The organism is Microlunatus sp. GCM10028923 (assembly GCF_042666975.1).
In the GTDB taxonomy this organism is placed as follows: Bacteria; Actinomycetota; Actinomycetes; order Propionibacteriales; family Propionibacteriaceae; genus Microlunatus.
Map to the genome: position 1 here is coordinate 248,116 of NZ_JBHTFF010000007.1, position 20,300 is coordinate 268,415.

Consider the following 20,300-nt stretch of genomic DNA (forward strand, 5'->3'; position numbering starts at 1 on the left):
TGTTGAACGCGACCGCAACCAGTTCTGGTCCACCCGTGGGACCACGCGCGGGATCGATTACGATGGCAGAGCCCGCGCGTCAGGATTGTGGTGCGTGTCGGCCGGCCGGGCTGTGGTCGGTGGGTGTCGTCGAGGCCGTGTTCACCACGGCGGTTGTTCCTACCCTGCCTCGAAGGATGCTGCCCGTGCGCGCCCTGGTCTCCCTCATGTTCCTGGTCCTGCTGGCCGGTTGCAGTACGCCCGCGCCGTCGGCCCAGCCGGTCGCTCCCAGCTTTCGTACCGTCACGCTGGACAACTGCGGCACCGAAGTCACGATCCGACGCCCGCCGGAGCGGGTGGTGGCGATCAAGTCGACCGCGATCGAACTGCTGCTGGCGCTGGGGCTCGGCGACAAGATCGTCGGCACCGCGTTCGGCGACGGGCCACTGCCGGAGAAGTACGGGACGCCGCCGCCGGTGCTGGCCGACAAGGTGCCCGGCCGGGAGGCGCTGCTCGCGGCCCGGCCCGACTTCGTGTACGCCGGTTGGGAGAGCAACCTGACCGCGCAGGGTGCCGGCGACCGGACCGGGCTGGCCGAGCTCGGCGTGGCCAGCTACGTCGCGCCGGCGGCCTGCAAGGAGCCGGCCTACCAGCCGAAGCCGTTGACCCGTGACCTGCTGGAGCGCGAGATGCGCGAGGTCGCCGCGATCTTCGGCGTGCCGGAGCGGGCCGAGAAGTTGATCACCGAGCAGCGCGAGGCGCTGGCCGCCGTGAAGAAGGATGCCGGGCAGCGGACCGTGCTCTGGTACAGCTCCGGCACCGACAGTCCGTACGTCGGCGCCGGCATCGGCGCTCCGCAGTTGATCATGGACTCGATCGGCGTCCGGAACGTCTTCGGCGCAGTCGAGGACACCTGGAGCACGGTCTCCTGGGAGAGCGTGCTGAAGCAGGACCCGGACCTGATCGTGCTGGTCGACGCCACCTGGAACACCGCCGAGTCGAAGAAGAAGGTGCTCGCCGAGTCCCCCGCCGCCGCCCTGGATGCCGTACGGGAGCAGCGTTATCTGACGGTACGGTTCCCGGCCGGCGAGGGCGGCGTGGCGACGGCCGAGGCGGTCACCGACCTGGCCGAACAGTTGGCGAGCACGCCGTGACCGCGGTGATCACCCGGCCACCGACCGCGCCACCGGGGCCCCGGCCGCCGGCGGGCCGGCGGTCCGGGCTGCCGATCTGGCTGGTCGGCGGCGTGCTGGTGATCTTGCTCGCAGCGTCGGTGCTGGCGGCGACGGCCGTGGGCGCCAGCGGGCTCGGCCCGGCCCAGGTGGCCCAGTCGATCGGCCACCACCTCGGACTGACCCCGGTCGGGCTGCCCCGGCTGGACGACGCGATCATCTTCGAGCTCCGGCTGCCGCGGGTGCTCACCGCCGCGCTGGTCGGTGCGGCGCTGGCCCTGTCCGGGTCGGTGATGCAGACACTGACCCAGAACCCGCTGGCGGATCCGTACCTGCTCGGGCTGTCGTCCGGCGCCGCTCTCGGTGCGGTGTCGGTGCTGCTGCTCGGCGTCGGCCTGGTGCTGCCGCTGGCGGCGTTCCTCGGCGCGATGCTGGCGCTGGCCGGGGCGCTGGCGCTGGCCGGCCGGGCCGCGACGCGCGGCTCGACCAGGATCGTGCTGGCCGGGATCGCGGTCGCCCAGATCTGTTCGGCCGGGACCTCCTTCGTGATCTTCTCAAACGCCCAGGGCGACTCCTACCGGGAGGTGCTGGCCTGGCTGATGGGTTCGCTGGGCGGCGCCGACTGGGCCTCCCTCGCGGTGGCCGGGCCGATCATCGTCGCGGCCGGGCTGGTGCTGCTCGGCTACGCCCGGTCGCTGGACGCGTTCGCCTTCGGTGATCAACTGGCCGGTTCGCTCGGCGTCGCCGCCGGGCCGACCCGGATGATCCTGCTCGGCCTGGTCGCCCTGCTGACCGGCTCGGCGGTGGCCGTCAGCGGAGCGATCGGATTCCTCGGCCTCACCCTCCCGCACGCGGTCCGCTTCATCACCGGCCCGGCACACGCCCGGCTGCTCCCGGTGCTCGCCCCGGCCGGAGCGATCTTCCTGATCTGGACCGACACCGCCGCCCGGACCGTCCTGGCGCCCGAGGAGGTCCCGGTCGGCATCCTCACCGCACTGATCGGTGCACCGGTCTTCTGCCTGCTGCTCTGGCGTCAGCGGAGGGCCGCATGAGCACTCCGGTCCAGGTCGACGACGTCCGGTACGCGATCGACGGGATCCCCTTGCTGCACGGGGTTTCGCTGACCGCCCCCGCCGGGCGGCTGACCGGCGTCCTCGGGCCCAACGGCGCCGGCAAGTCCACCCTGCTGCGGCTGATCGCCGGGCTGACCCGGCCGGTCGGCGGCCAGATCCTGCTCGGTGATCATGATCTGCACCGGCTGCCGCGACGGCTCCGGGCCCGGCGCGTCGCGTACCTGGAACAACAGTCGACCACGGAACAGCCGCTGCTGGTCCGGCAGGTGGTCGAGCTGGGCCGGATTCCGCACCTCGGCCGCTGGCAGCCGCCCGGCCCGGCAGACCGGGCTGCAGTGCTGGACGCGCTGGTCGCGGTCGGCATGATCGAGTACGCCGAGCGCCGCTGGAGCACCCTGTCCGGAGGCGAGCAGCAACGGGTCCAGCTGGCCCGCGCGCTGGCCCAGCAGCCCGAGGTGTTGATCTTGGACGAACCGACCAACCACCTCGACTTGGCCGCCCAGCTGATGATCATGGCGCAGGTGGCCGATCTTGGCCGGACCGGTATCGCCGCCGTCCACGATCTCAACCTGGCCGCGACCTTCTGCGACTGGCTGGTGCTGCTCGACCACGGCCGGGTGGTCGCCGCCGGACCGCCGGAGACCGTACTCACACCGGAACTGATCGGCTCGACGTACGGTGTCCGGGTGCAGCTGCTGGACCGCCCGGACAGTGACCGCCCGGTGCTCGTGTTCGACCGCGATCAGGAGTTCAGCTTGGGCAGCACCTCGGCGCCGAAGACCGCCTGAGCGCGTTCCGGATCGGGTCCGGCCAGGTGCAGTTGCACCTCGTCGACACCGAGGTCGAGGAACTGCTGGATCCGCTGCCGGTGGGCGTCGAGATCGCTGGAGATGATCATGCGGTCGGCGAAGTCCTCCCGCCGGAGGCGCCGGGCCAGTTGCTCGAAGTCACGGGTGTTGCGTACCTCGGAGACCGGATAGCGCACTGCCGGGACCGGCCAGTGGTCGACGGCCGCCGCCAGCGCATCGGGCTCGGTCTCGGCCCAGGCGTGGTGCAGCCGGACCACCCGGTAGAGCCGGCGCGGGTCGGTGCCGGCCCGCAGCGCGCCGGTCCGCAGCTGCTCGAACAGCCCCGCAACCTGATCCGCCCTGCCGCCTTCGGTGATCATGCCGTCGGCCATCCCACCGGCCCGCCGCGCCGTGACCGGTCCGGCGGTCGCCACCAGGATCTTCGGCAACCGCTCCGGCAGCGTCCACAGCCGCGCCTGTTCCATGATCAACTCTGGATCGGAGTGCCGGGCCTCGCGACCGGTGAAGAGCTTCCGGATGATGTCGATCGCCGAGAACATCCGGTTGATCCGGCGCGGCGGCTCGGGCCAGTACTGCCCGGTGACGTGCTCGTTGATCAACTCGCCGGCCCCGATGCCGAGCCAGTGCCGATCCGGGAACAGGGCCGCCAGCGTCGCCGACGCCTGCGCGACCACCGCGGGATGCATCCGGTAGGTCGGGCTGATCACCCCGGGATTGACCGCGATGCCGGTCCGGGCCGACGCGGCCGCGGCCACGTTCCAGACGAACGCCGCCTGCCCCTGACCGGCGGTCCACGGCGCGAACCGGTCCGAGAACATCACCGACCCGAACCCGTGCCGCTCCGCCGATTCCGCGAGCTGCACCGCACGCCCCGGCGCGACTGCCTCCAGCATGATCGCGTGCCCGATGATCGCCACTCCGGCACCCTAACCCCCACCCCCCAATCCGCCCACCGGGCACAAAAGCAGGCGTTTTGACGGCGTGTCGCTGCTGAGGTGCCGAGTCGGCAGGGAGGGGTTGCGGCAGCGCATGCTCAAGGTGGAGCCGAGGGCAGGACAACTGCAGGGCCGGGAGTCTGCTGGACCATCGATCGCGGGCTGGTCGACTTGGATTGATCCGGTACGGGTCGGCGCCCGCTCCGAGCGGTCGAGACGCCTGCACCTCGCCCAGGTCACCGAGTGGACGCATACGGCAGCTTCGGACGCGAACCCTTGCCACCATCGTCCACTCGGTGAGGAACATCGCGCGTCGTAGTGAAGAGCGTCGCGTTGTCGTCGTACCGGCTCGCGGGTCGACTCCACGGCCCGGGGCCCATCCCTCGATCGCCGACAGGGCACCTCTGCAGCGACACGCCGCCAGAACGCCTGCTTTTGTGCCCAGTCAGCGGGCTTTTTTTTGGGGGGGTTAGAGGCCTAGGCGGTGGGCGGCTTGGTTCCAGCGGAGTTCGTTGGCGAAGCCGCGGCGGGTGGTGTCGGCGTCGATGATCGCCAGCTCCACGCCGGCGATCCGGGCGAAGTCCTCCAGTTCCTCGGTGCTGACCGCGGTCGAGAGCACGGTGTGGTGCGGGCCGCCGGCGGTGAGCCAGCACTCGGTCGAGGTGGCGAATTCCGGCTTCGGCTCCCAGACGGCCCGGGCCACCGGCAGGTTCGGCAGCGGCTGGTCGGGCGGCACCACGTCGACCTCGTTCAGCACCAGCCGGAACCGGTCGCCGAGGTCGCAGATGCCGAGGACGGTGGCCGGGCCGCGGGCCGCGTCGAAGACCAGCCGGACCGGGTCGGACCGGTTGCCGATGCCGAGCGGGTGGATCTCGATCCGCGGCCGCTCGGCGGCGATGGTCGGGCAGACCTCGAGCATGTGGGCGCCAAGGATCTTCTCCGAGCCGGGCACCAGGTTGTACGTGTAGTCCTCCATGAACGAGGTGCCGCCGGGCCGGCCGGCGCCGATCGCCTTCACCGTGTGCAGCACCATCGAGGTCTTCCAGTCGCCCTCGCCGCCGAAGCCGTACCCGTCGGCCATCAGCCGCTGGACGGCCAGGCCGGGCAGCTGCTGCAGCCCGCCGAGGTCCTCGAAGTTCGTGGTGAACGCGCCGTAGCCGCCGTCGGTCAGGAACGCCCGCAGTCCGGCCTCGATCCGGGCGCCGTAGCGCAGCGCGTCGTGCCGATCGCCGCCCGGCGCAAGCTCCGGCGCCAGGTCGTACGTGTCGACGTACTCGGTGATCAAGGAATCGATCTCGGTGTCGGCGATCTGGTCGACGACCGCGACCAGATCGTTCACGCCGTACGTGTTCACCGAGACGCCGAACCGCAGCTGCGCCTCGACCTTGTCGCCCTCGGTCACGGCGACGTCGCGCATGTTGTCGCCGAACCGGACCAGCCGCAGCGAGCGCAGCGCCGCCACTCCCCTGGCCGCCCGCTGCCAGGCGCCGATCCGCTGCCGGGCCTGCGGGTCGGACACGTGCCCGGCCACCGTCTTGCGGGGCACCGCGAGCCGGGTCTGGATGTAGCCGAACTCGCGGTCGCCATGCGCGGCCTGGTTCAGGTTCATGAAGTCCATGTCGATCTCGGCCCAGGGCAGGTCGACGTTCGCCTGGGTGTGCAGGTGCAGCAGCGGCACCTGCAGGGCGTCCAGCCCGGTGATCCACATCTTCGCCGGCGAGAACGTGTGCATCCAGGCGATCACGCCGACGCAGTCCGGATCGGAGTTCGCGGCCAGGATCTGCCGGTGGATCGCCTCGGAGTCGGTCAGCACCGGCTGCCAGACCACGTCCAGCGGCAGCTCGGCGGCGGCGTTGAGTTGATCAACGATCGCTCGGGACTGGTCCGCGACCTGGTCGAGGGTCTCCGGACCGTACAGGCCCTGGCTTCCGGTGAGGAACCACACCTGCTGAACTCGTTCGGTCATGATCACCCTTGTCGTTGTCCGTACACGTTCTGATAACGCTCGTAGAGGCTGTCGATGTCGCTCTGCGGGATCGGGATCGGCTCGCCCAGCTGACGGGCGACGTGGACTGTGCGGGCCACCTCCTCGCAGAGCACCGCCGCCTTGACCGCGGCCTTCGCCGACGGGCCGACCGTGAAGACGCCGTGGTTCTGCATCAGGACGGCCTTCGAACGATGATCACGCAGCGTCTCCACGATGCCGCGGCCGATCGAGTCGTCGCCGATCAGGGCGAACGGGCCGACCGGCACCTCGCCGCCGAACTCGTCGGCCATCATCGTCAGCACGCAAGGGATCGGCTCGCCGCGGGCCGCCCAGGCCGTCGCGTACGTCGAGTGGGTGTGCACCACGCCGTTGATCTCCGGCCAGTGCTTGTAGACGTACGCGTGCGCGGCGGTGTCCGACGACGGCGCATGATCACCGTCGACCAGGTTGCCGTCCAGGTCGCAGACCACCATCAGGCCCGGGCTGAGCTCCTCGTACCGGATCCCGGAGGGCTTGATCACCAACAGGTCCCGGCCGGGCACCCGGGCCGACACGTTGCCGGCCGTCCACACCACAAGATCATTCTTCGGCAGCTCGGCGTGCAGGTCGGAGACCTCCTGCTGGATCAGGAACAGCGCCTCGTCCGGGTCCACCTCGGCCATGATCAGTTGCCGTTCCGACGCGCGGCGGCGTCCCGGCGGAGCTCTCGCAACCGGTGCATGACCTCGTTCTCGCCGCGACCGAAGTAGTCGTGCAGCAGCGTGTACTCCTGGTAGAGCTTGGCGTAGATCTCCACGTTCTCGGCGATCGGCTTGAACTTCGCCTTCTCCGACCGGCCCATCTTCTCGGCGGCCGCGGCGACGTCCGGGTACGCCCCGGCGGCGACGGCGGCGTGGATCGCGGACCCGAGCGCCGGCGCCTGGTCGGAGGTGACCACGGTGATCGGCAGGTCGAGGATGTCGGCGTAGATCTGCATCAGCAGCGGGTTCTTGACCAGTCCGCCGGCCGCGACGAACTCCTTCACCGGCACGCCCGCCGTGTTGAACGCGTCGACGATCGTCCGGGCGCCGAAGGCCGTCGCCTCGATCAGGGCGCGGTAGATCTCCTCCGGCCTGGTCGCCAGGGTCTGCCCCACGATCACGCCGGAAAGATCATGATCGACGAGCACCGAGCGGTTGCCGCTGTGCCAGTCCAGCGCGATCAGCCCGTGCTCGCCGACGCCCTGCTCGGCGGCCTTCGCGGTGAGGATCTCGTGCACGCTGACGCCCTGCTTCTCGGCCTCCTCCGTGTACGAGGCGGGCACGCCGTTGCGGACGTACCAGGCGAAGATGTCGCCGACGCCGGACTGGCCGGCCTCGTAGCCGTACAGGCCCTTGGTGACGCCGCCCTCGACGACGCCGCACATGCCGGGCACCTCACGCAGCTCGTCGGAGTTCATGATGTGGCAGGTCGACGTGCCCATGATCGCCACCATCTGACCCGGCGCGATAGCCTGGCCGGCCGGGTTCGTCACGTGCGCGTCGACGTTGCCGGCCGACACCGCGATGCCCTCCGGCAGCCCGGTCCACTCCGCGGCCTGCGCCGACAGCCCGCCAGCGTTCTCACCGAGCTGGATGATCGGCCAGTCGACCTTGGTCTCCACGAAGTCGGCGAAGTCCGGGTTCAGCGCGGCCAGGTATTCCTTCGACGGGTACGCGCCGTCCTGCCGGATCCCCTTGTAGCCGGCCGTGCAGGCGTTCCGGGTGTAGGTCCCGGTCAGCTGCCAGACGATCCAGTCGGCGCCCTCGACCCAGTGCTCGATCGCGGCGTAGACCTCGGGGTCCTCCTCCAGCACCTGCAGGCCCTTGGCGAACTCCCACTCCGAGGAGATCAGGCCGCCGTAGCGGGCCAGCCACGACTCGCCGCGCTCGGCGGCGACCTGGTTGATCCGGTCCGCCTGCCCCTGCGCCGCGTGGTGCCGCCACAGCTTCACGTACGCGTGCTTGCGGTCGGCGAACTGCGGCACCTCGTTCAGCGGCGTGCCGTCGTCGGTGGTCGGCACCATCGTGCAGGCGGTGAAGTCGGTGCCGATGCCGATCACCTGGGACGGGTCGATCCCGGCCGCCTCGATCGCCGCCGGCACCGCCTTCCGGAGCACCTCGCGGTAGTCCTCCGGCACCTGCAGCGCCCAGTCGGGCGGCAGCTTCTCTCCGGTGGTCGGCAGCGTGTCGTCGACGACTCCGTGCGGATACTCGTGCACCGCCGAGGCGAGTTCGGCCCCGTCCGAGACACGGACCACCAGGGCCCGGCCGGACAGGGTGCCGAAGTCGATACCGATCGTGTACGTCTGCGCGGGGTCAGCCGTCATCTGGGAACTCCTCACCGAGTTGATCTTGCTGCGGAACCGTCAGGTGCCGTTGTGCTGCTCGTGCTTCTCCTGATCATCGACCCGGGTCTCATCGTCGACCGGAGCTTGATCATCATCCGAGCGCGGGACCTTGATCTTGCGCATTTGGCGCATCATGCTGATGAACAGGAAGACCATGATCGCGGCCAGCACGATGACGATGATCAACGCCGTCCAGCCCGGCTTGACCAGGTTCGGGTCCAGCTCCAGCGCGATCATGCCGGGACCCTCGAGCTCTGCTTGCCGCTGCCGTTGCCGGCCGCAGGATCCACCGCGATGCCGGCGAACAGATCGTCCTCCGGCGCCGCCGACGACACCCGGCTGCGGGCCAGCTCGAAGTCCTCGGTCGGCCAGGCCGACTGGTGCAGTTCCAGGGGCACGCTGAACCAGTGGCCGAGCGGATCGATCTGCGTCGCGTGGGCGAGCAGCGCCTGGTCCCGTACCGCGAAGTAGTCGGCGCACGGCACCCGGGTGGTGACCCGGGCCTGATGGTCCGGATCGGGCTTCCACTCGGCGAGCCGCTCCGCGTACGGCGACTCCAGGCCGCGGTCCCGCATCGCCTGGTCCAGCGCCACGATCCGTTCCCGGTGGAAGGTGAACTGGTAATAGAGCTTCAGCGGCGTCCACGGCTCGCCCGCGTCCGGGTACGCCTCCGGATCGCCGGCCGCCTCGTACGCGGCGACGCTGATCTCGTGGCACTTGATGTGGTCCGGGTGCGGGTAGCCGCCGTTCTCGTCGTACGTGGTGATCACGTGCGGCCGGAACTCGCGGATCAGCCGGACCAGCGGCTCGGCGGCCTCGGCCAGCGGCACCAGGGCGAAGGAGCCCTCGGGCAGCGGCGGCAGCGGATCACCCTCCGGCAACCCGGAGTCGACGAAGCCGAGCCAGACCTGCCGGATGCCGAGGATCTCCCGCGCCCGGTCCATCTCCTGCCGGCGGATCTCGGCCAGATTGGCGAGCACGTCGGGGCGGTCCATGGCCGGGTTGAGGATCGATCCGCGCTCGCCACCGGTACAGGTGGCGACCACCACCTCGACGCCTTCCGCGACGTAGCGGGCCGTGCTCGCGGCCCCCTTGCTCGACTCGTCGTCGGGGTGGGCGTGGACGTGCAACAGCCGCAGAGGCTCGCCGGCCGCGTCCACTCGGACCGGCCGGCCCGCCGCGGCTCCAGAAGCGAGATCAGTCATGCGCACATGCTGCCACCTGCAACGAGGTGGGTGCGGATCGGGCCCGTCTGCCGGGCCGGGCCCGGAGCTCGTACCGGGTGCTGGATACTGGCGGTGTGTCTCGGGATTGGCTTGCCGGTGGGAGGTGCCTGGGTGCGTGCATCGCAAGGCCGACGAGGGAGCGATACCGGGTTGTATCGCGACCGAGGAGAACGCAGCGAGGTGCGTGCCCAGGTGCCTCCCACCGGTGAGCCAATCCCGAGACACACCGCCCACTCCATGCCCGAGCCGGCCCCGAGCCTCGACGCCGCTGCCGCCGAGCGGATCCGGAATCGCTACCCGCGGTCGCGGGTCCCCCGGCAACTGGTCGTCGCCCTGGTCGGGATCTGTGCCCTGGCCGGCCTCGGCTGGCTGATCTGGGTCGCCACGATCCATGCCCAGCCGGCGGTGAGCGGTCAGCTGGCCGGCTACCGCGTGATCAGCGACACCGAGACCGAGGTGACCCTGACGGTGCAGCGGGAGGACCCGTCGATCCCGGTCACCTGCCTGGCCATCGCGCAGGCGATCGACTTCGAACGGGTCGGCGAGGTGCAGGTCGCGGTGCCGCCCAGCGAGCACGAGCTGGCCGACCTCACCGTACGGATCAAGACGCTGCGCCGAGCCAGCTCGGCCTCGGTGGACGGATGCCGACTTCAAGGCTGAACCCCGGCACTGCTTGCTAGTCTTGTCCGATGTCTGAGAACACGGAACAGGTGATCTGGCTTACCCCGGAGGCCCGCGACAAGCTGGCCCAGGAGCTGGAATACCTGAAGGGCGAAGGTCGCCAGGAGGTCTCGGCGCGGATCGCCTCGGCCCGCGAAGAAGGCGACCTGAAGGAGAACGGCGGCTACCACGCGGCCCGCGAGGAGCAGGGTCAGCAGGAGCTCCGGATCCGCCAGTTGGAAGACATGCTGCGCAAGGCCGAGGTCGGCGAGGCACCGGCCGGCGACGGGGCTGTCGGGCCCGGCAGCAAGGTGACGATCGCCTTCGACGGCGACGAGTCGGACACCGACACGTTCCTGCTCGGCTCCCGTGAGTTGCTCGGCCTCGACGACAGCGCCCTCAACGTCTACAGCCCACAGTCGCCGCTCGGTTCGGCCATCCTCGGCAAGCAGAAGGGCGACGAGGCGAGCTACCAGACCCCGAACGGGAAGTCGGTCAACGTCACCATCGTCGCCATCGAGCCGTACGTCGGCTGACGTTCCGCGCGCCAACCGCGACGTTCCCTGAGCCTCGGGCTCAGGGAACGTTCGTCTATCCGGTCAGGCCAGGTCGGCGATCAGCCGCGCCGCCTCGTCGGGGGTGAGGGCACCGCTGGCCACCTCGGCCAGCACCTGCTCCCGGGTCAACGCCTCCGTCTCCGGTGCCGGCTCGCCGGTCAGGCCGAGCTTGCGGAGCAGGTCGGCGTACCGCAGCCGGGCGGTCGGGTACGAGACGCCGAGGAACCGCTCGACCTCGCGCAGGTTGCCGCGGGAGGACAGGAAGACCCGGAGCAGCTCGATCTCGGCGTCGCTCAGGGCGCAGAACTCGCACTGCCGGAAGATGCCGGCCAGCTCGGTTCCGCAGGAGCCGCAGCCGAGCCGGGTCACGGCCAGGTGATCACCGCAGACCGGACAGGCGTCCGGCGCGCGGTGATCGTGGGCCCGGCTCCCCGGAGCCCGGGCCTGCGACCGCGTACGCTCCGCCATCAGTCCTTGGTCCAGGTGTCGCCGTCGGAGCCGACCCGGATCATCGCGTGGCCCATCACGACCTCGATGTCCAGCTTGGCGCTGCCGTTGCCCATGACGACTTCGTCGCCCGGTCCGGAGTGCCCGCCGGTCCAGCTCACCTTGCCCAGCTGCGCGTCGCCCTTGACGGTCACGTTCGACTCGTCGGACAGGTGCAGCGACAGCGAACCGGACTCGGCCCGGACCCGGGACCGGCCGCTCGTGATGGCGCCCTTGATGGTCGCCTGACCGGCCTGGATCAGCGCGTCGTTGATCTCGGCGACGTCGAGCAGCTTGGCGCCGCCGGCGGTGACCCGGATCTTGCCCAGGTGCGGCACCCGCTCCGTGTTCAGGCTGCCGGCGGTCACCTCGACGTCGACGATCAGGTTCGGGTTGACCCGCAGGAAGAGTTCCTTGCCGAGGCCGAGGGAGCGGATGTCGTCCAGGTTGCGCGGTGCCCGCAGGATCGAGAACCCGTCCAGGGACGAGCCCATCTCGCCGTCGCTGGACACCTCGAGGACGGAACCGTTGCGGCGCAGCACGTGCGGGCCGTCGGCCGACACGGTGGCCACCGAGGTCTCACCGATGATCCGGACCCGGCGCCCGATCGCACGGACCGAGAGCCGCTCCACGCCCTGGGTGTTGACCGGCTTGGACCGCTTCGGCGGCTCCTTCTCCTCGGCCGGCTCCTCGGACTCGGCTTCCGCCGAACCGACGCGCTCCTTGGTGTACGAGGCGTACTGCGGCCGGTCGGTCGCGGCGGCCCAGGCACCTTCCTCGCTCGGCGAGGTGTCCGACTTGGCGGCCAGTTCCTCGTTGCTCGGCTCGGCGGCGGGGGCCGGCGGCGTGGTCTTCAGGGCGTCGATCCGGCGGGCGGCCTCGGCGGCGTCGATCCGCCCAGCGGCCAGTTCCTCCAGGATCTCGGTGATCTCGGGTGAAGTCATGCCAAAAATCTAAAGCCGGACTTTCCAGAATGGAAGGTTGAGTGCAGGGGAATCAGGGTTGGTTCGGGGTTGGATACCTAGACGTCACGGTTTGGTTGCTGGCCCGCGTCAGGATGGGTGGTGGTTGAACCGGATGAGAGGCTGGACGAGCGCGGGCGGGTCCGCGCGTTGTCAAGGGGGAAGTTTTCGATGTTCACGCGTGCAGTTTCCGGAGTCCGCTGGTTGGCGGTCGCCCTGCTGGCCGGTCTTGTCACGGCCTGCGGGACCGTACCGGAGTCGTCCACCGGGCCGGCTTCGTCGAGCCAGCCGCCGGCCTCGGCGCCGAACTCGCCCGGGGCGAAGCCGTCCGACGAGGAGTCGGCGGAGCCGCCGGAGTCCGAGGCCCCGGGTGGCCCGGTCGAGTTGAGCGCCAACGTCGAGGACGATGCCGACGGCGTGAAGATCGACACGGTGATCAAGGCGACGGCGAAGTACGGCACGCTGTCGGCGGTCACGCTGGAACACGGCGGCACCGGCTCGCCGAAGATGGACGTTCCGAAGGTGACCGGCGCCCTCAACGACGAGAAGACCAGCTGGACCGCGGGCTCCGGGCTGGACCCCGCGGCGACGTACACGCTGAAGATCACCGGCGCCAACGCGGCCGGCGAGGAGAAGACCGAGAAGATCACCTTCACCACCAAGTCGGTGGACCGGACCAAGCAGACCTTCGTCAACATCTACCCGAAGGACGGCCAGAAGGTCGGCGTCGGGATGCCGGCCGTGCTCACGTTCGACGTACCGGTGAAGGACAAGGCGGCGTTCGAGAAGCAGCTGAAGGTGACCTCGGTGCCGGCCCAGGAAGGCAGCTGGAACTGGTTCTCCGACAAGGAGGTCCACTTCCGGCCGAAGACGTACTGGAAGTCGGGCACCAAGATCACCGTCAACGCCAACCTGAACGGGATCAACGCCGGCAACGGCATCTACGGCCAGAACTCCTCGTCCAAGACCTACTCGGTCGGCCGTTCGGTGATCACCAAGGTGGACCTGAAGGCGAAGAAGGCCGTCGTCGAGATCGACGGCAAGAAGGCCAAGACCATTCCGATCAGCGCCGGCAAGTCGGGCTTCATCACCCGCAGCGGCAGCAAGCTGATCATGGAGAAGCTGGACAAGACCCGGATGGCGTCGGAGACCGTCGGCATCAACGAGAACTCCAGCGAGGGTTACAACATGATGGTCGAGTTCGCGATGCGGATCACCCAGTCCGGCGAGTTCGTCCATGCCGCCCCGTGGAACGCGGGCAACATGGGCAAGGTCAACGCCAGCCACGGCTGCACCGGGATGAAGACCGACGACGCCTACTGGCTGTTCCGGAACGCCGAGGTCGGCTCGCCGGTGATCACCACCGGCAGCAACCGGGAGACCGAGTGGGGCAACGGCTGGACCGACTGGAATCGTTCCTGGGCGGAGTACCAGAAGGGTTCCGCGCTCTGACCGCTGGTCAGCGCTTGACGACGGCCGGGGCAGCCTCGTTGCCGGCGGCGAGCGAGGAGATGTAGGTCTTCGCGAACGCCAGCAGCGGTACGGCGAGCAGGGCGCCGACGATCCCGCCGAGGATGACGCCGATCGCGATCGCGAGCAGCACCGCCAGCGGATGCAGCGCGACGGCCCGACCGAGCAGGAACGGCTGCAGCACGTGGCTCTCGACCTGCATCACGACGATGATCCCGATCAGCATGATCAACGCCTGGATCGGCCCGACGGCGACCAGGGCGACGGCGACCGCGACGAACCCGGAGACCAGCGCGCCGACCAGCGGGATGAACGCGGCCAGGAAGACCAGCGCTGCCAGCGGGATGGCCAGCGGCACCCGCAGGATCAGCGCGATGATCAGCACGCCGATGGCGTCGACGAACGCGACGGCGATGGTCGCCCGAACGTAGGAGACGAGCGAGTTCCAGCCGTTCCGGGCGGCCGCGTCCGCCCTCGGCCGGGCGGCCCGCGGGACGAACTTCAGCAGCGCGGTGAACACGCTGCGGCCGTCGTACAGGAAGTAGAAGAGGGCGAACAGGCAGATCGCGAAGCCGGCCAGGAAATGGCCGACGCCCGAGCCGACCCCGGCCGCGTAGCCGGGCAGGATGGCGGCCAGATCGATCGTCTGGATCCAGGCCAGCACCTGGTTGCCGTAGTCGGCCAGCTGCCGGCTGTCGATGTTCAGCGGCGGCCCGGCGACCCAGGCGAGCAGCTGCTGATAGCCCTGGATCGCCGACGTCGCCAGCTCGCCGGACTGCCGGACGATCTGCTGCACGATGAACGTCAGCACGCCGGCCAGCAGGGCGAGCCCGCCGACCACGGAGATCGCGGCCGCCAGGGCCCGCGGGACGCGCCACTTCCGCAGCCGGGACGCGACCGGCGAGAGCAGCGCCGTCAGCAGCGTGGCGATCGCGAGCGGAATCGTCACCTCGGACAGGAACTGGAACAGGAAGGCGAGCCCGAGCACCAGGGCCGCCACCAGCAGCACCCGCCAGGCCCAGCCGGCGGCGATCTTCAGCCCGTGCGGTACGCCGTCCGCCGGGAGCGGCTCGACCGGAGCCTCCTCGACCTCGGCCTCGGCGACCTCGGCGCCCTCGACCTCGGCTTCGGCCGGCTTCATCACGAAGTCGGGGCCCGCAGCGTCGTCGTCCGGTTGCTGATCTTGGTCGGGCTCCGCCGACACCGGGTCGGCCCGCCGCGGATGATCTTCACCGGACTCCGGCGCCGGCTCGTCGCCGGACGCGCGCTTGCCCGGAGGATCGATCGGTTCTGCACCTGACCGGACCCGTTTGCCTATCGCCATGCCACCCTCCACCGCCGGCCCCCGCAGTCGTACCCCCGCCCCAGGGGTAGTCCAACCGTAGCGGAGCGGGCGATGCGGGCCTAGTACGGTAGCCGCGGGACGACGCGGCACCCGTACCGCCGCGACGCCCGTTGATCATGACCCACTGCTCACGACCGAGAGGGAGGGCGTCGTGCCGGCACGTCCGCTGTCCGACCTGATCTCCGCCGACTGGGCCGAGGCCCTGGCGCCGGTGGAGCCCGACATCGCGGCGATGGGCGCGTTCCTCCGCGAGGAGCTCGCCGCCGGCCGCGGCTACCTGCCGGCCGGTGAGCACGTGCTGCGCGCGTTCACCCGGCCGCTCGCCGACGTCCGGGTGCTGATCGTCGGCCAGGATCCGTACCCGACCCCGGGACACCCGGTGGGATTGTGCTTCTCGGTCGCGCCGGAGGTCCGGCCGCTGCCGAAGAGCTTGATCAACATCTACACCGAGCTGCGCGACGACCTCGGCATCGAGCCGGCCCAGACCGGCGATCTGACGCCGTGGTTCGAGCAGGGCGTGCTGTTGCTGAACAGGGTGCTGACCGTGCAGCCCGGCCGCTCCGCCTCGCACCGGGGCAAGGGCTGGGAGCGGGTCACCCAGGTCGCCATCGAGGCCCTGGTCGCCCGCGGCGGTCCGCTGGTGGCGATCCTGTGGGGACGCGACGCGCAGTCGCTGATCCCGATGCTGGGCTCGGTGCCGTACCTCGCCAGCGCCCACCCGTCACCCTTGTCGGCGCGCAGCGGGTTCTTCGGTTCGCGTCCGTTCAGCCGGGCCAACGAGCTGCTGGTGGCGGCCGGCGGGAGCCCGGTCGACTGGACCGTCGCCCGGGTGCCGGTCTGAGCTCTCGTACCCATGATCACCGGCGGGCGGATGATCATCCGCCCGCATCGAGAAAAGAAGTCCGCAGCGCCGACCGGCGGACCACTCTGTCCACCGATCGGACGTCACCCGCCCGCAACCGTCTTGCGGAACGCTACCTTCCAGACCCCGCTTCGCGCAGCGCCTGATCCAGATCTTCGAGCAAATCGTTAACATCCTCGATGCCTACGCTCAGCCGGACCAGGTCCGCCGGCACCTCCAGCGCCGTACCGGCGACCGAGGCGTGCGTCATCCGGCCCGGATGCTCGATCAGGGACTCCACGCCGCCGAGCGACTCCCCCAGCGTGAACACCTCGGTCCGCGCACACAGATCGACTGCGGCCTGCTCCCCCGCGGCGACCCGGAAGCTCACCATGCCGCCGAACCGGCGCATCTGCCGGGCCGCCAGCTCGTGCCCGGCGTGCTGGGGCAGCCCCGGATAGATGGTCTCGGCGACCGCCGGATGCTCGGCCAGGAAGGCGGCCACCGCCTCCGCGTTGTCGCTGTGCCGCTCCATCCGCAGGGCGAGCGTCTTCAGCCCGCGCAGCACGAGCCAGGAGTCGAACGGACCGGCCACCGCACCCATGGCGTTCTGGTGGAACCGCAGCTTGTCCGCCAGCTCGTCGTCCTCGACGACGATCGCGCCGCCGACGACGTCGGAGTGGCCGCCGCAGTACTTGGTGGTCGAGTGCACGGCCAGGTCGGCGCCGAGGGCGAGCGGCTGCTGCAGGTACGGCGAGGCGAAGGTGTTGTCGACCGCGGTCACGATCCCGTGCCGTCCGGCCAGCTCGGCCAACGCGGCGATGTCCGCGACGGCCAGCAGCGGGTTGGTCGGGGTCTCGATCCAGAGCAGCCGGGTCCGGCCCGGCTGGATCGCCCGCTCGACCGCGGCCAGGTCGGTCAGGTCGACCGGGGTCGCGGTGACGCCCCATTGGCTGTGCACCTTGTCGAACAGCCGGAACGACCCGCCGTACGCGTCGTGCGGGATCACCAGGTGGTCGCCCGGCCGGCAGACGGACCGGATCAGCGTGTCCTCGGCGGCCAGCCCGCTGGCGAACGCGAAGCCATGGCGGCCGCCCTCCAACGCGGCCAGGCACTCCTCCAGCGCGGTCCTGGTCGGGTTGGCCGAGCGCGAGTACTCGTACCCGTTGCGGAGCCCGCCGACGCCGTCCTGGGCGTACGTCGACGTGGCGTAGATGGGCGGTACCACCGCTCCGGTGGTCGGGTCGGGTTCCTGCCCGGCATGGATCGCGCGAGTCGCGAAGCCGGGTGTCCCGGCGGGTCGGTCCGTCGTCACCCGGGCAGGGTATCGCCCGGAATAGCGGCCCTTGCGGAGGTGTTGGCAACCGCGTATTCCCCGTCCCAAGGCATGCGAGGCAGACTGTGACCATGTTCCTGAGCCAGAAGACCGCCCTGATCGACCAGGCCTCGGCCCTCCCCGGCCGGGACCGCACCGTGCTGGAGAACCCGACGTTCCACGAGATCTTCGGCATCCCCGTCCAGAGCACTCCGGCCGGCTCCGAGGTGGCGTACCTGGCACTGGGTTGTTTCTGGGGCGCGGAGAAGCTGTTCTGGCAGACCCCCGGGGTGACCAACTCCGCCGCCGGCTACCAGGGCGGATACACCCCCAACCCGACGTACGAAGAGGTCTGCAGCGGCGGCACCGGTCACGCCGAGGTGGTCCGGGTCGCGTACGACCCGAACAAGATCAGCTACGCCGACCTGCTGAAGATCTTCTTCGAGAACCACGACCCGACCCAGGGCATGCGGCAGGGCAACGACGTCGGCACCCAGTACCGCTCCGCGATCTACACCGCGACCGAGGAGCAGGCCGAGGTGGCCGCCCGGGTGCTGGCCGAGTTCCAGGCAGCGTTCAGCGCGGCGGGATACGGCAAGATCACCACCGCTGTCGTACCGGCGGGTGAGTTCTTCTTCGCGGAGGACTATCACCAGCAGTACCTGAGCGAGGGTAAAAACCCGAACGGCTACTGCCCGATCCACGCGACTGGGGTGACCTGCAATCCGTAGACCCCAACCGAAGGATCCCCCAAGCTCCAGCACCGGGGCAGTTGATGGCTAGAGCATTGGGGTCCCCGCTGACAGAATCGACAGTGCTGACAGAATCGCGAATCCCCTAGCCAGGGGCAGACTTGCCTGTCAGTGACTCGGTTGACACATGGCGCCGATCGCTGACAATAGGCCGATCGAAGCCGTACCCTCGCGCCATCCCGGCACGACTGCAAAGCTGACTGGCCATGGGCTCCGATATTGGCAGGGGTGAGCTGGTCGCCGAGTATCGGGCGGGTGCGACGTTCGCGCAGCACGGCGCCAGGAGTAGACAGGCATGTTCACTCAATTCCTGGCGAGCGCCACAAATGCATCCAGCAAAGGCTTCGGAATATAGGCAGGGACATCGCTGGCGGCAAGATCGACAATAGAGGTCAGAAGGTTCGGATATCGCTTGAGCTGTGGCATTGCGTCACGGATCAGGTCATGCAGGGCGTGACCTTGGGTCTCAAGGAACTCGGACGGTACTAAAACTTCAAATCCGCCCAGATACTTGACTGACTTGGGTACACCACTGAACCCGAACCGCGACGCCAGAAATTGAACGATTGGCTCAGCGTCTTCCTGAGCAAGTTGAAAATGTCTCTTTTCGGCGCCAAGCCCAATCTCGTCTGGCCTAAAGATTCGATCCCGAATCACCAGCACTCCGAGTTGTAGCGGATCAAGGACGATGTTCTCTATGGAGTAGCGATCAGCGACGTAATATACATTGATGGGACTGCCTGTACGTTTGTCGCGGTCGATAAGACCGCGAACGGACTTTACCCCAGCATTCGTCAGATCCTTCACGAGACCAAGTACGGGAACACAACCTCCTGTGGTTCCGTGGTTCCCGGTGGCAATGAACTCCAGTGAGACATCCGACGGGATCAAGCTCTTTAGAATCGGAAAATACCGCTGGTATACATCCTGGTCCTTGTAACTCTCCACGAACACTTGACGCCGATTCTCGATGCTTACGCTTAGCGTTGACACCCCCTCCGTGAGTGCCTTCACGGCTCGGTCAACATTGGTCTTGACAACTCGAGGCGCAACATCACTCATGCTGAACAGCGAGTCGGGCGGCGCAAGAGCCACCGTTGACGGAGAGTGGGTCGTCATGATCACCCGAATGCCGTTCCGCTGGACTAGTATCTCGTCGATCATCGACAGCAAAGTCTTTACCATCGAAGGATGAAGGCTCGCGTCTGCTTCGTCGAGCAACAGCAATTTCGGTATCCTTGCAATGTTCCTGATGCTGCCATCAAGGAATACGCTAACAGCAATTGCCAATAGCACACGCTCACCTGAGGATAGGTCTCCAAGCCCGAGTTCCGTACCCGCTGCGTTTACCAGCTTCGGCTCGTAGGGCACGGTCGTCGCATCATCCATCGGCGGCACAAACGTATACGGCAGACGCATGATTCCAAGCACTGAGTCCAATAGACGCCAAGGCATTGGTCCGTACAATCCAATGAACTCGTCCTCGGTAAGGGAGGAGGAACCCTCGCCCGACTTCTCAAACCTCCATCGCCTGTAGCCGTTACTTTGCCATGCCGAGTGGTAAGAAAGGAACACGCGACTCAGGGAGATCGAGAATGGGTCACGAACCGGAGGACTCACGTTTGCTTTCTTGAAGTCCTCGACAGCGAGCGACAATTCGTCTCTGCCCGTCAATTCAATCATTCGATCGAGTGCGTCGATCGTTAGGTACTCGTCAAGCCCGAGTCTTATTTCCTCTCTCATGGTCTCATCTGACTTCGAATTCAATGCTTGATTTCGTCCATTATTTTGCTCCAGCACGCGGCCTCGGACTCTGTCAAACCCCCGCCACGATTCGGACCATGACTCCGCAAGATTCACGGCCGGTTGCGGATCTTCCGTCTGCGCAGCTAGCTGCCCCAAGCCGAAGTATCTGATTTCACCTGCGTTGGGGTCGGCTTGCATGTCCGACATGACAACTCGGCTCTGAGTTAGCGCCTCCAGCAAGTGCGTCTTTCCTGCGCCATTCCGACCAGAGAGTATCGTGAAATTGGGCAACACAATGTCGGATAGATCTCCAGACTTTATGGACTTGAACGGCGCTCGAACAAATAGCTGCATTTCCACCCCAGAATGTGACAAGCCGGACATAACCGTCGCTGCGGTCTGCTTGGGTCCAACGGGAGGGCCCAAGCCGGCAACCGAGGCGTACGCCCATATTTGAGCACAGTCACCAGGCGTTCGTGTCGTGACAGCGTGGATCGTGGCTATCTTGTATCCACCCGGGACTACTGCCGCCCAGCAGTACCTGAGCGAGGGTACAAGCCCGAACGGCTACCGCCCCGTGCACGCGACCGGAGTCACCTGCAACCCTGACCCGGGAT

At 68.5% G+C, this 20,300-nt stretch carries 19 protein-coding genes; 8 read left to right on the forward strand and 11 right to left on the reverse strand.

The genetic code is table 11. The features are described 5' to 3' along the window. Positions 1 to 176 precede the first annotated feature (176 nt). From ACFQU4_RS18965 to ACFQU4_RS18975, 3 genes are read left to right on the forward strand one after another with little or no spacing between them, the layout of a single operon-like run. Positions 177 to 1,133, forward strand: coding sequence for a putative F420-0 ABC transporter substrate-binding protein (locus ACFQU4_RS18965; protein WP_377494718.1), 957 nt, complete (start codon positions 177 to 179; stop codon positions 1,131 to 1,133). After that, complete coding sequence (locus ACFQU4_RS18970) at positions 1,130 to 2,203, forward strand: iron chelate uptake ABC transporter family permease subunit (RefSeq protein ID WP_377494720.1); 1,074 nt, start codon at positions 1,130 to 1,132, stop codon at positions 2,201 to 2,203. Before ACFQU4_RS18965 ends, ACFQU4_RS18970 begins: the two co-directional genes overlap by 4 nt. Continuing rightward, positions 2,200 to 3,012 (forward strand): ABC transporter ATP-binding protein, encoded by an 813-nt coding sequence (locus ACFQU4_RS18975; protein WP_377494722.1) that lies wholly within the window; start codon positions 2,200 to 2,202, stop codon positions 3,010 to 3,012. Before ACFQU4_RS18970 ends, ACFQU4_RS18975 begins: the two co-directional genes overlap by 4 nt. Here ACFQU4_RS18975 and ACFQU4_RS18980 read toward each other — a convergent pair. From ACFQU4_RS18980 to mca, 6 genes are all read right to left on the reverse strand, one after another. After that, entirely contained in the window at positions 2,967 to 3,950 is a 984-nt protein-coding gene (locus tag ACFQU4_RS18980; protein ID WP_377494724.1) for a TIGR03557 family F420-dependent LLM class oxidoreductase, read from the reverse strand. The two genes, ACFQU4_RS18975 and ACFQU4_RS18980, sit on opposite strands and share 46 nt — an antisense overlap. 487 nt (positions 3,951 to 4,437) lie before the next feature. Further along, entirely contained in the window at positions 4,438 to 5,934 is a 1,497-nt protein-coding gene (araA, locus tag ACFQU4_RS18985; RefSeq protein ID WP_377494726.1) for an L-arabinose isomerase, read from the reverse strand. 2 nt (positions 5,935 to 5,936) lie between these two features. Beyond that, on the reverse strand, positions 5,937 to 6,617 hold the full coding sequence (locus ACFQU4_RS18990; protein WP_377494728.1) for an L-ribulose-5-phosphate 4-epimerase: 681 nt from the start codon (positions 6,615 to 6,617) through the stop codon (positions 5,937 to 5,939). Positions 6,618 to 6,619: 2 nt separating this feature from the next. Next, positions 6,620 to 8,302 carry a ribulokinase gene (araB, locus tag ACFQU4_RS18995; protein WP_377494730.1) on the reverse strand — a complete coding sequence of 561 codons (1,683 nt, stop codon included), beginning with the start codon at positions 8,300 to 8,302 and terminating at the stop codon, positions 6,620 to 6,622. Between the two features lie 39 nt (positions 8,303 to 8,341). Continuing rightward, positions 8,342 to 8,560, reverse strand: a complete 219-nt coding sequence (locus ACFQU4_RS19000) for a hypothetical protein (protein ID WP_377494732.1) — start codon at positions 8,558 to 8,560, stop codon at positions 8,342 to 8,344. Beyond that, positions 8,557 to 9,528 carry a mycothiol conjugate amidase Mca gene (gene mca / locus ACFQU4_RS19005; protein WP_377494734.1) on the reverse strand — a complete coding sequence of 324 codons (972 nt, stop codon included), beginning with the start codon at positions 9,526 to 9,528 and terminating at the stop codon, positions 8,557 to 8,559. Before mca ends, ACFQU4_RS19000 begins: the two co-directional genes overlap by 4 nt. A gap of 258 nt (positions 9,529 to 9,786) precedes the next feature. Between mca and ACFQU4_RS19010 the strand changes: the two genes are divergently transcribed. After that, positions 9,787 to 10,209 carry a DUF4307 domain-containing protein gene (locus ACFQU4_RS19010; protein ID WP_377494736.1) on the forward strand — a complete coding sequence of 141 codons (423 nt, stop codon included), beginning with the start codon at positions 9,787 to 9,789 and terminating at the stop codon, positions 10,207 to 10,209. Positions 10,210 to 10,238: 29 nt separating this feature from the next. Then, positions 10,239 to 10,745, forward strand: coding sequence for a transcription elongation factor GreA (gene greA / locus ACFQU4_RS19015; protein ID WP_377494738.1), 507 nt, complete (start codon positions 10,239 to 10,241; stop codon positions 10,743 to 10,745). A 63-nt stretch (positions 10,746 to 10,808) separates the two neighbouring features. On the opposite strand, the gene ACFQU4_RS19020 is transcribed toward greA, so the two are convergent. Together ACFQU4_RS19020 and ACFQU4_RS19025 are read right to left on the reverse strand one after the other, a co-directional pair. Further along, entirely contained in the window at positions 10,809 to 11,234 is a 426-nt protein-coding gene (locus tag ACFQU4_RS19020; protein WP_377494740.1) for a DUF2089 domain-containing protein, read from the reverse strand. Further along, positions 11,234 to 12,196, reverse strand: coding sequence for a hypothetical protein (locus tag ACFQU4_RS19025; RefSeq protein WP_377494742.1), 963 nt, complete (start codon positions 12,194 to 12,196; stop codon positions 11,234 to 11,236). The genes ACFQU4_RS19020 and ACFQU4_RS19025 overlap by 1 nt, the downstream gene beginning before the upstream one ends. A gap of 189 nt (positions 12,197 to 12,385) precedes the next feature. Here ACFQU4_RS19025 and ACFQU4_RS19030 point away from each other — a divergent pair, with 189 nt between their 5' ends. Beyond that, a complete protein-coding gene (locus tag ACFQU4_RS19030) occupies positions 12,386 to 13,666 on the forward strand; it encodes an Ig-like domain-containing protein (RefSeq protein WP_377494744.1) in 1,281 nt (426 codons plus the stop codon). A gap of 7 nt (positions 13,667 to 13,673) precedes the next feature. Here the strand turns inward: ACFQU4_RS19030 and ACFQU4_RS19035 are convergent, their stop codons facing one another. Beyond that, entirely contained in the window at positions 13,674 to 15,008 is a 1,335-nt protein-coding gene (locus ACFQU4_RS19035) for an AI-2E family transporter (RefSeq protein ID WP_377494746.1), read from the reverse strand. 145 nt (positions 15,009 to 15,153) lie between these two features. On the opposite strand from ACFQU4_RS19035, the gene ACFQU4_RS19040 reads away from it, so the two are divergent. After that, positions 15,154 to 15,870 (forward strand): uracil-DNA glycosylase, encoded by a 717-nt coding sequence (locus ACFQU4_RS19040; RefSeq protein ID WP_377495164.1) that lies wholly within the window; start codon positions 15,154 to 15,156, stop codon positions 15,868 to 15,870. 133 nt (positions 15,871 to 16,003) lie between these two features. Here the strand turns inward: ACFQU4_RS19040 and ACFQU4_RS19045 are convergent, their stop codons facing one another. After that, complete coding sequence (locus ACFQU4_RS19045) at positions 16,004 to 17,185, reverse strand: cystathionine gamma-synthase (protein ID WP_377494748.1); 1,182 nt, start codon at positions 17,183 to 17,185, stop codon at positions 16,004 to 16,006. 92 nt (positions 17,186 to 17,277) lie between these two features. On the opposite strand from ACFQU4_RS19045, the gene msrA reads away from it, so the two are divergent. After that, a complete protein-coding gene (gene msrA / locus ACFQU4_RS19050) occupies positions 17,278 to 17,916 on the forward strand; it encodes a peptide-methionine (S)-S-oxide reductase MsrA (RefSeq protein WP_377494750.1) in 639 nt (212 codons plus the stop codon). Between the two features lie 324 nt (positions 17,917 to 18,240). On the opposite strand, the gene ACFQU4_RS19055 is transcribed toward msrA, so the two are convergent. Next, positions 18,241 to 19,680 carry an AAA family ATPase gene (locus tag ACFQU4_RS19055; protein ID WP_377494752.1) on the reverse strand — a complete coding sequence of 480 codons (1,440 nt, stop codon included), beginning with the start codon at positions 19,678 to 19,680 and terminating at the stop codon, positions 18,241 to 18,243. Positions 19,681 to 20,300 lie beyond the last annotated feature (620 nt).

Excerpts from the sequence above, each read along its gene's own strand:
- ACFQU4_RS18965 (WP_377494718.1), top strand. The coding sequence starts at position 177 with ATGCTGCCCGTGCGCGCCCTGGTCTCCCTCATGTTCCTGGTCCTGCTG.
- ACFQU4_RS18975 (WP_377494722.1), top strand. The coding sequence starts at position 2,200 with ATGAGCACTCCGGTCCAGGTCGACGACGTCCGGTACGCGATCGACGGG.
- araA (WP_377494726.1), bottom strand. The coding sequence starts at position 5,934 with ATGACCGAACGAGTTCAGCAGGTGTGGTTCCTCACCGGAAGCCAGGGC.
- ACFQU4_RS18990 (WP_377494728.1), bottom strand. The coding sequence starts at position 6,617 with ATGGCCGAGGTGGACCCGGACGAGGCGCTGTTCCTGATCCAGCAGGAG.
- araB (WP_377494730.1), bottom strand. The coding sequence starts at position 8,302 with ATGACGGCTGACCCCGCGCAGACGTACACGATCGGTATCGACTTCGGC.
- ACFQU4_RS19000 (WP_377494732.1), bottom strand. The coding sequence starts at position 8,560 with ATGATCGCGCTGGAGCTGGACCCGAACCTGGTCAAGCCGGGCTGGACG.
- mca (WP_377494734.1), bottom strand. The coding sequence starts at position 9,528 with ATGACTGATCTCGCTTCTGGAGCCGCGGCGGGCCGGCCGGTCCGAGTG.
- ACFQU4_RS19010 (WP_377494736.1), top strand. The coding sequence starts at position 9,787 with ATGCCCGAGCCGGCCCCGAGCCTCGACGCCGCTGCCGCCGAGCGGATC.
- greA (WP_377494738.1), top strand. The coding sequence starts at position 10,239 with ATGTCTGAGAACACGGAACAGGTGATCTGGCTTACCCCGGAGGCCCGC.
- ACFQU4_RS19020 (WP_377494740.1), bottom strand. The coding sequence starts at position 11,234 with ATGGCGGAGCGTACGCGGTCGCAGGCCCGGGCTCCGGGGAGCCGGGCC.
- ACFQU4_RS19025 (WP_377494742.1), bottom strand. The coding sequence starts at position 12,196 with ATGACTTCACCCGAGATCACCGAGATCCTGGAGGAACTGGCCGCTGGG.
- ACFQU4_RS19030 (WP_377494744.1), top strand. The coding sequence starts at position 12,386 with ATGTTCACGCGTGCAGTTTCCGGAGTCCGCTGGTTGGCGGTCGCCCTG.
- ACFQU4_RS19035 (WP_377494746.1), bottom strand. The coding sequence starts at position 15,008 with ATGGCGATAGGCAAACGGGTCCGGTCAGGTGCAGAACCGATCGATCCT.
- msrA (WP_377494750.1), top strand. The coding sequence starts at position 17,278 with ATGTTCCTGAGCCAGAAGACCGCCCTGATCGACCAGGCCTCGGCCCTC.
- ACFQU4_RS19055 (WP_377494752.1), bottom strand. The coding sequence starts at position 19,680 with ATGAGAGAGGAAATAAGACTCGGGCTTGACGAGTACCTAACGATCGAC.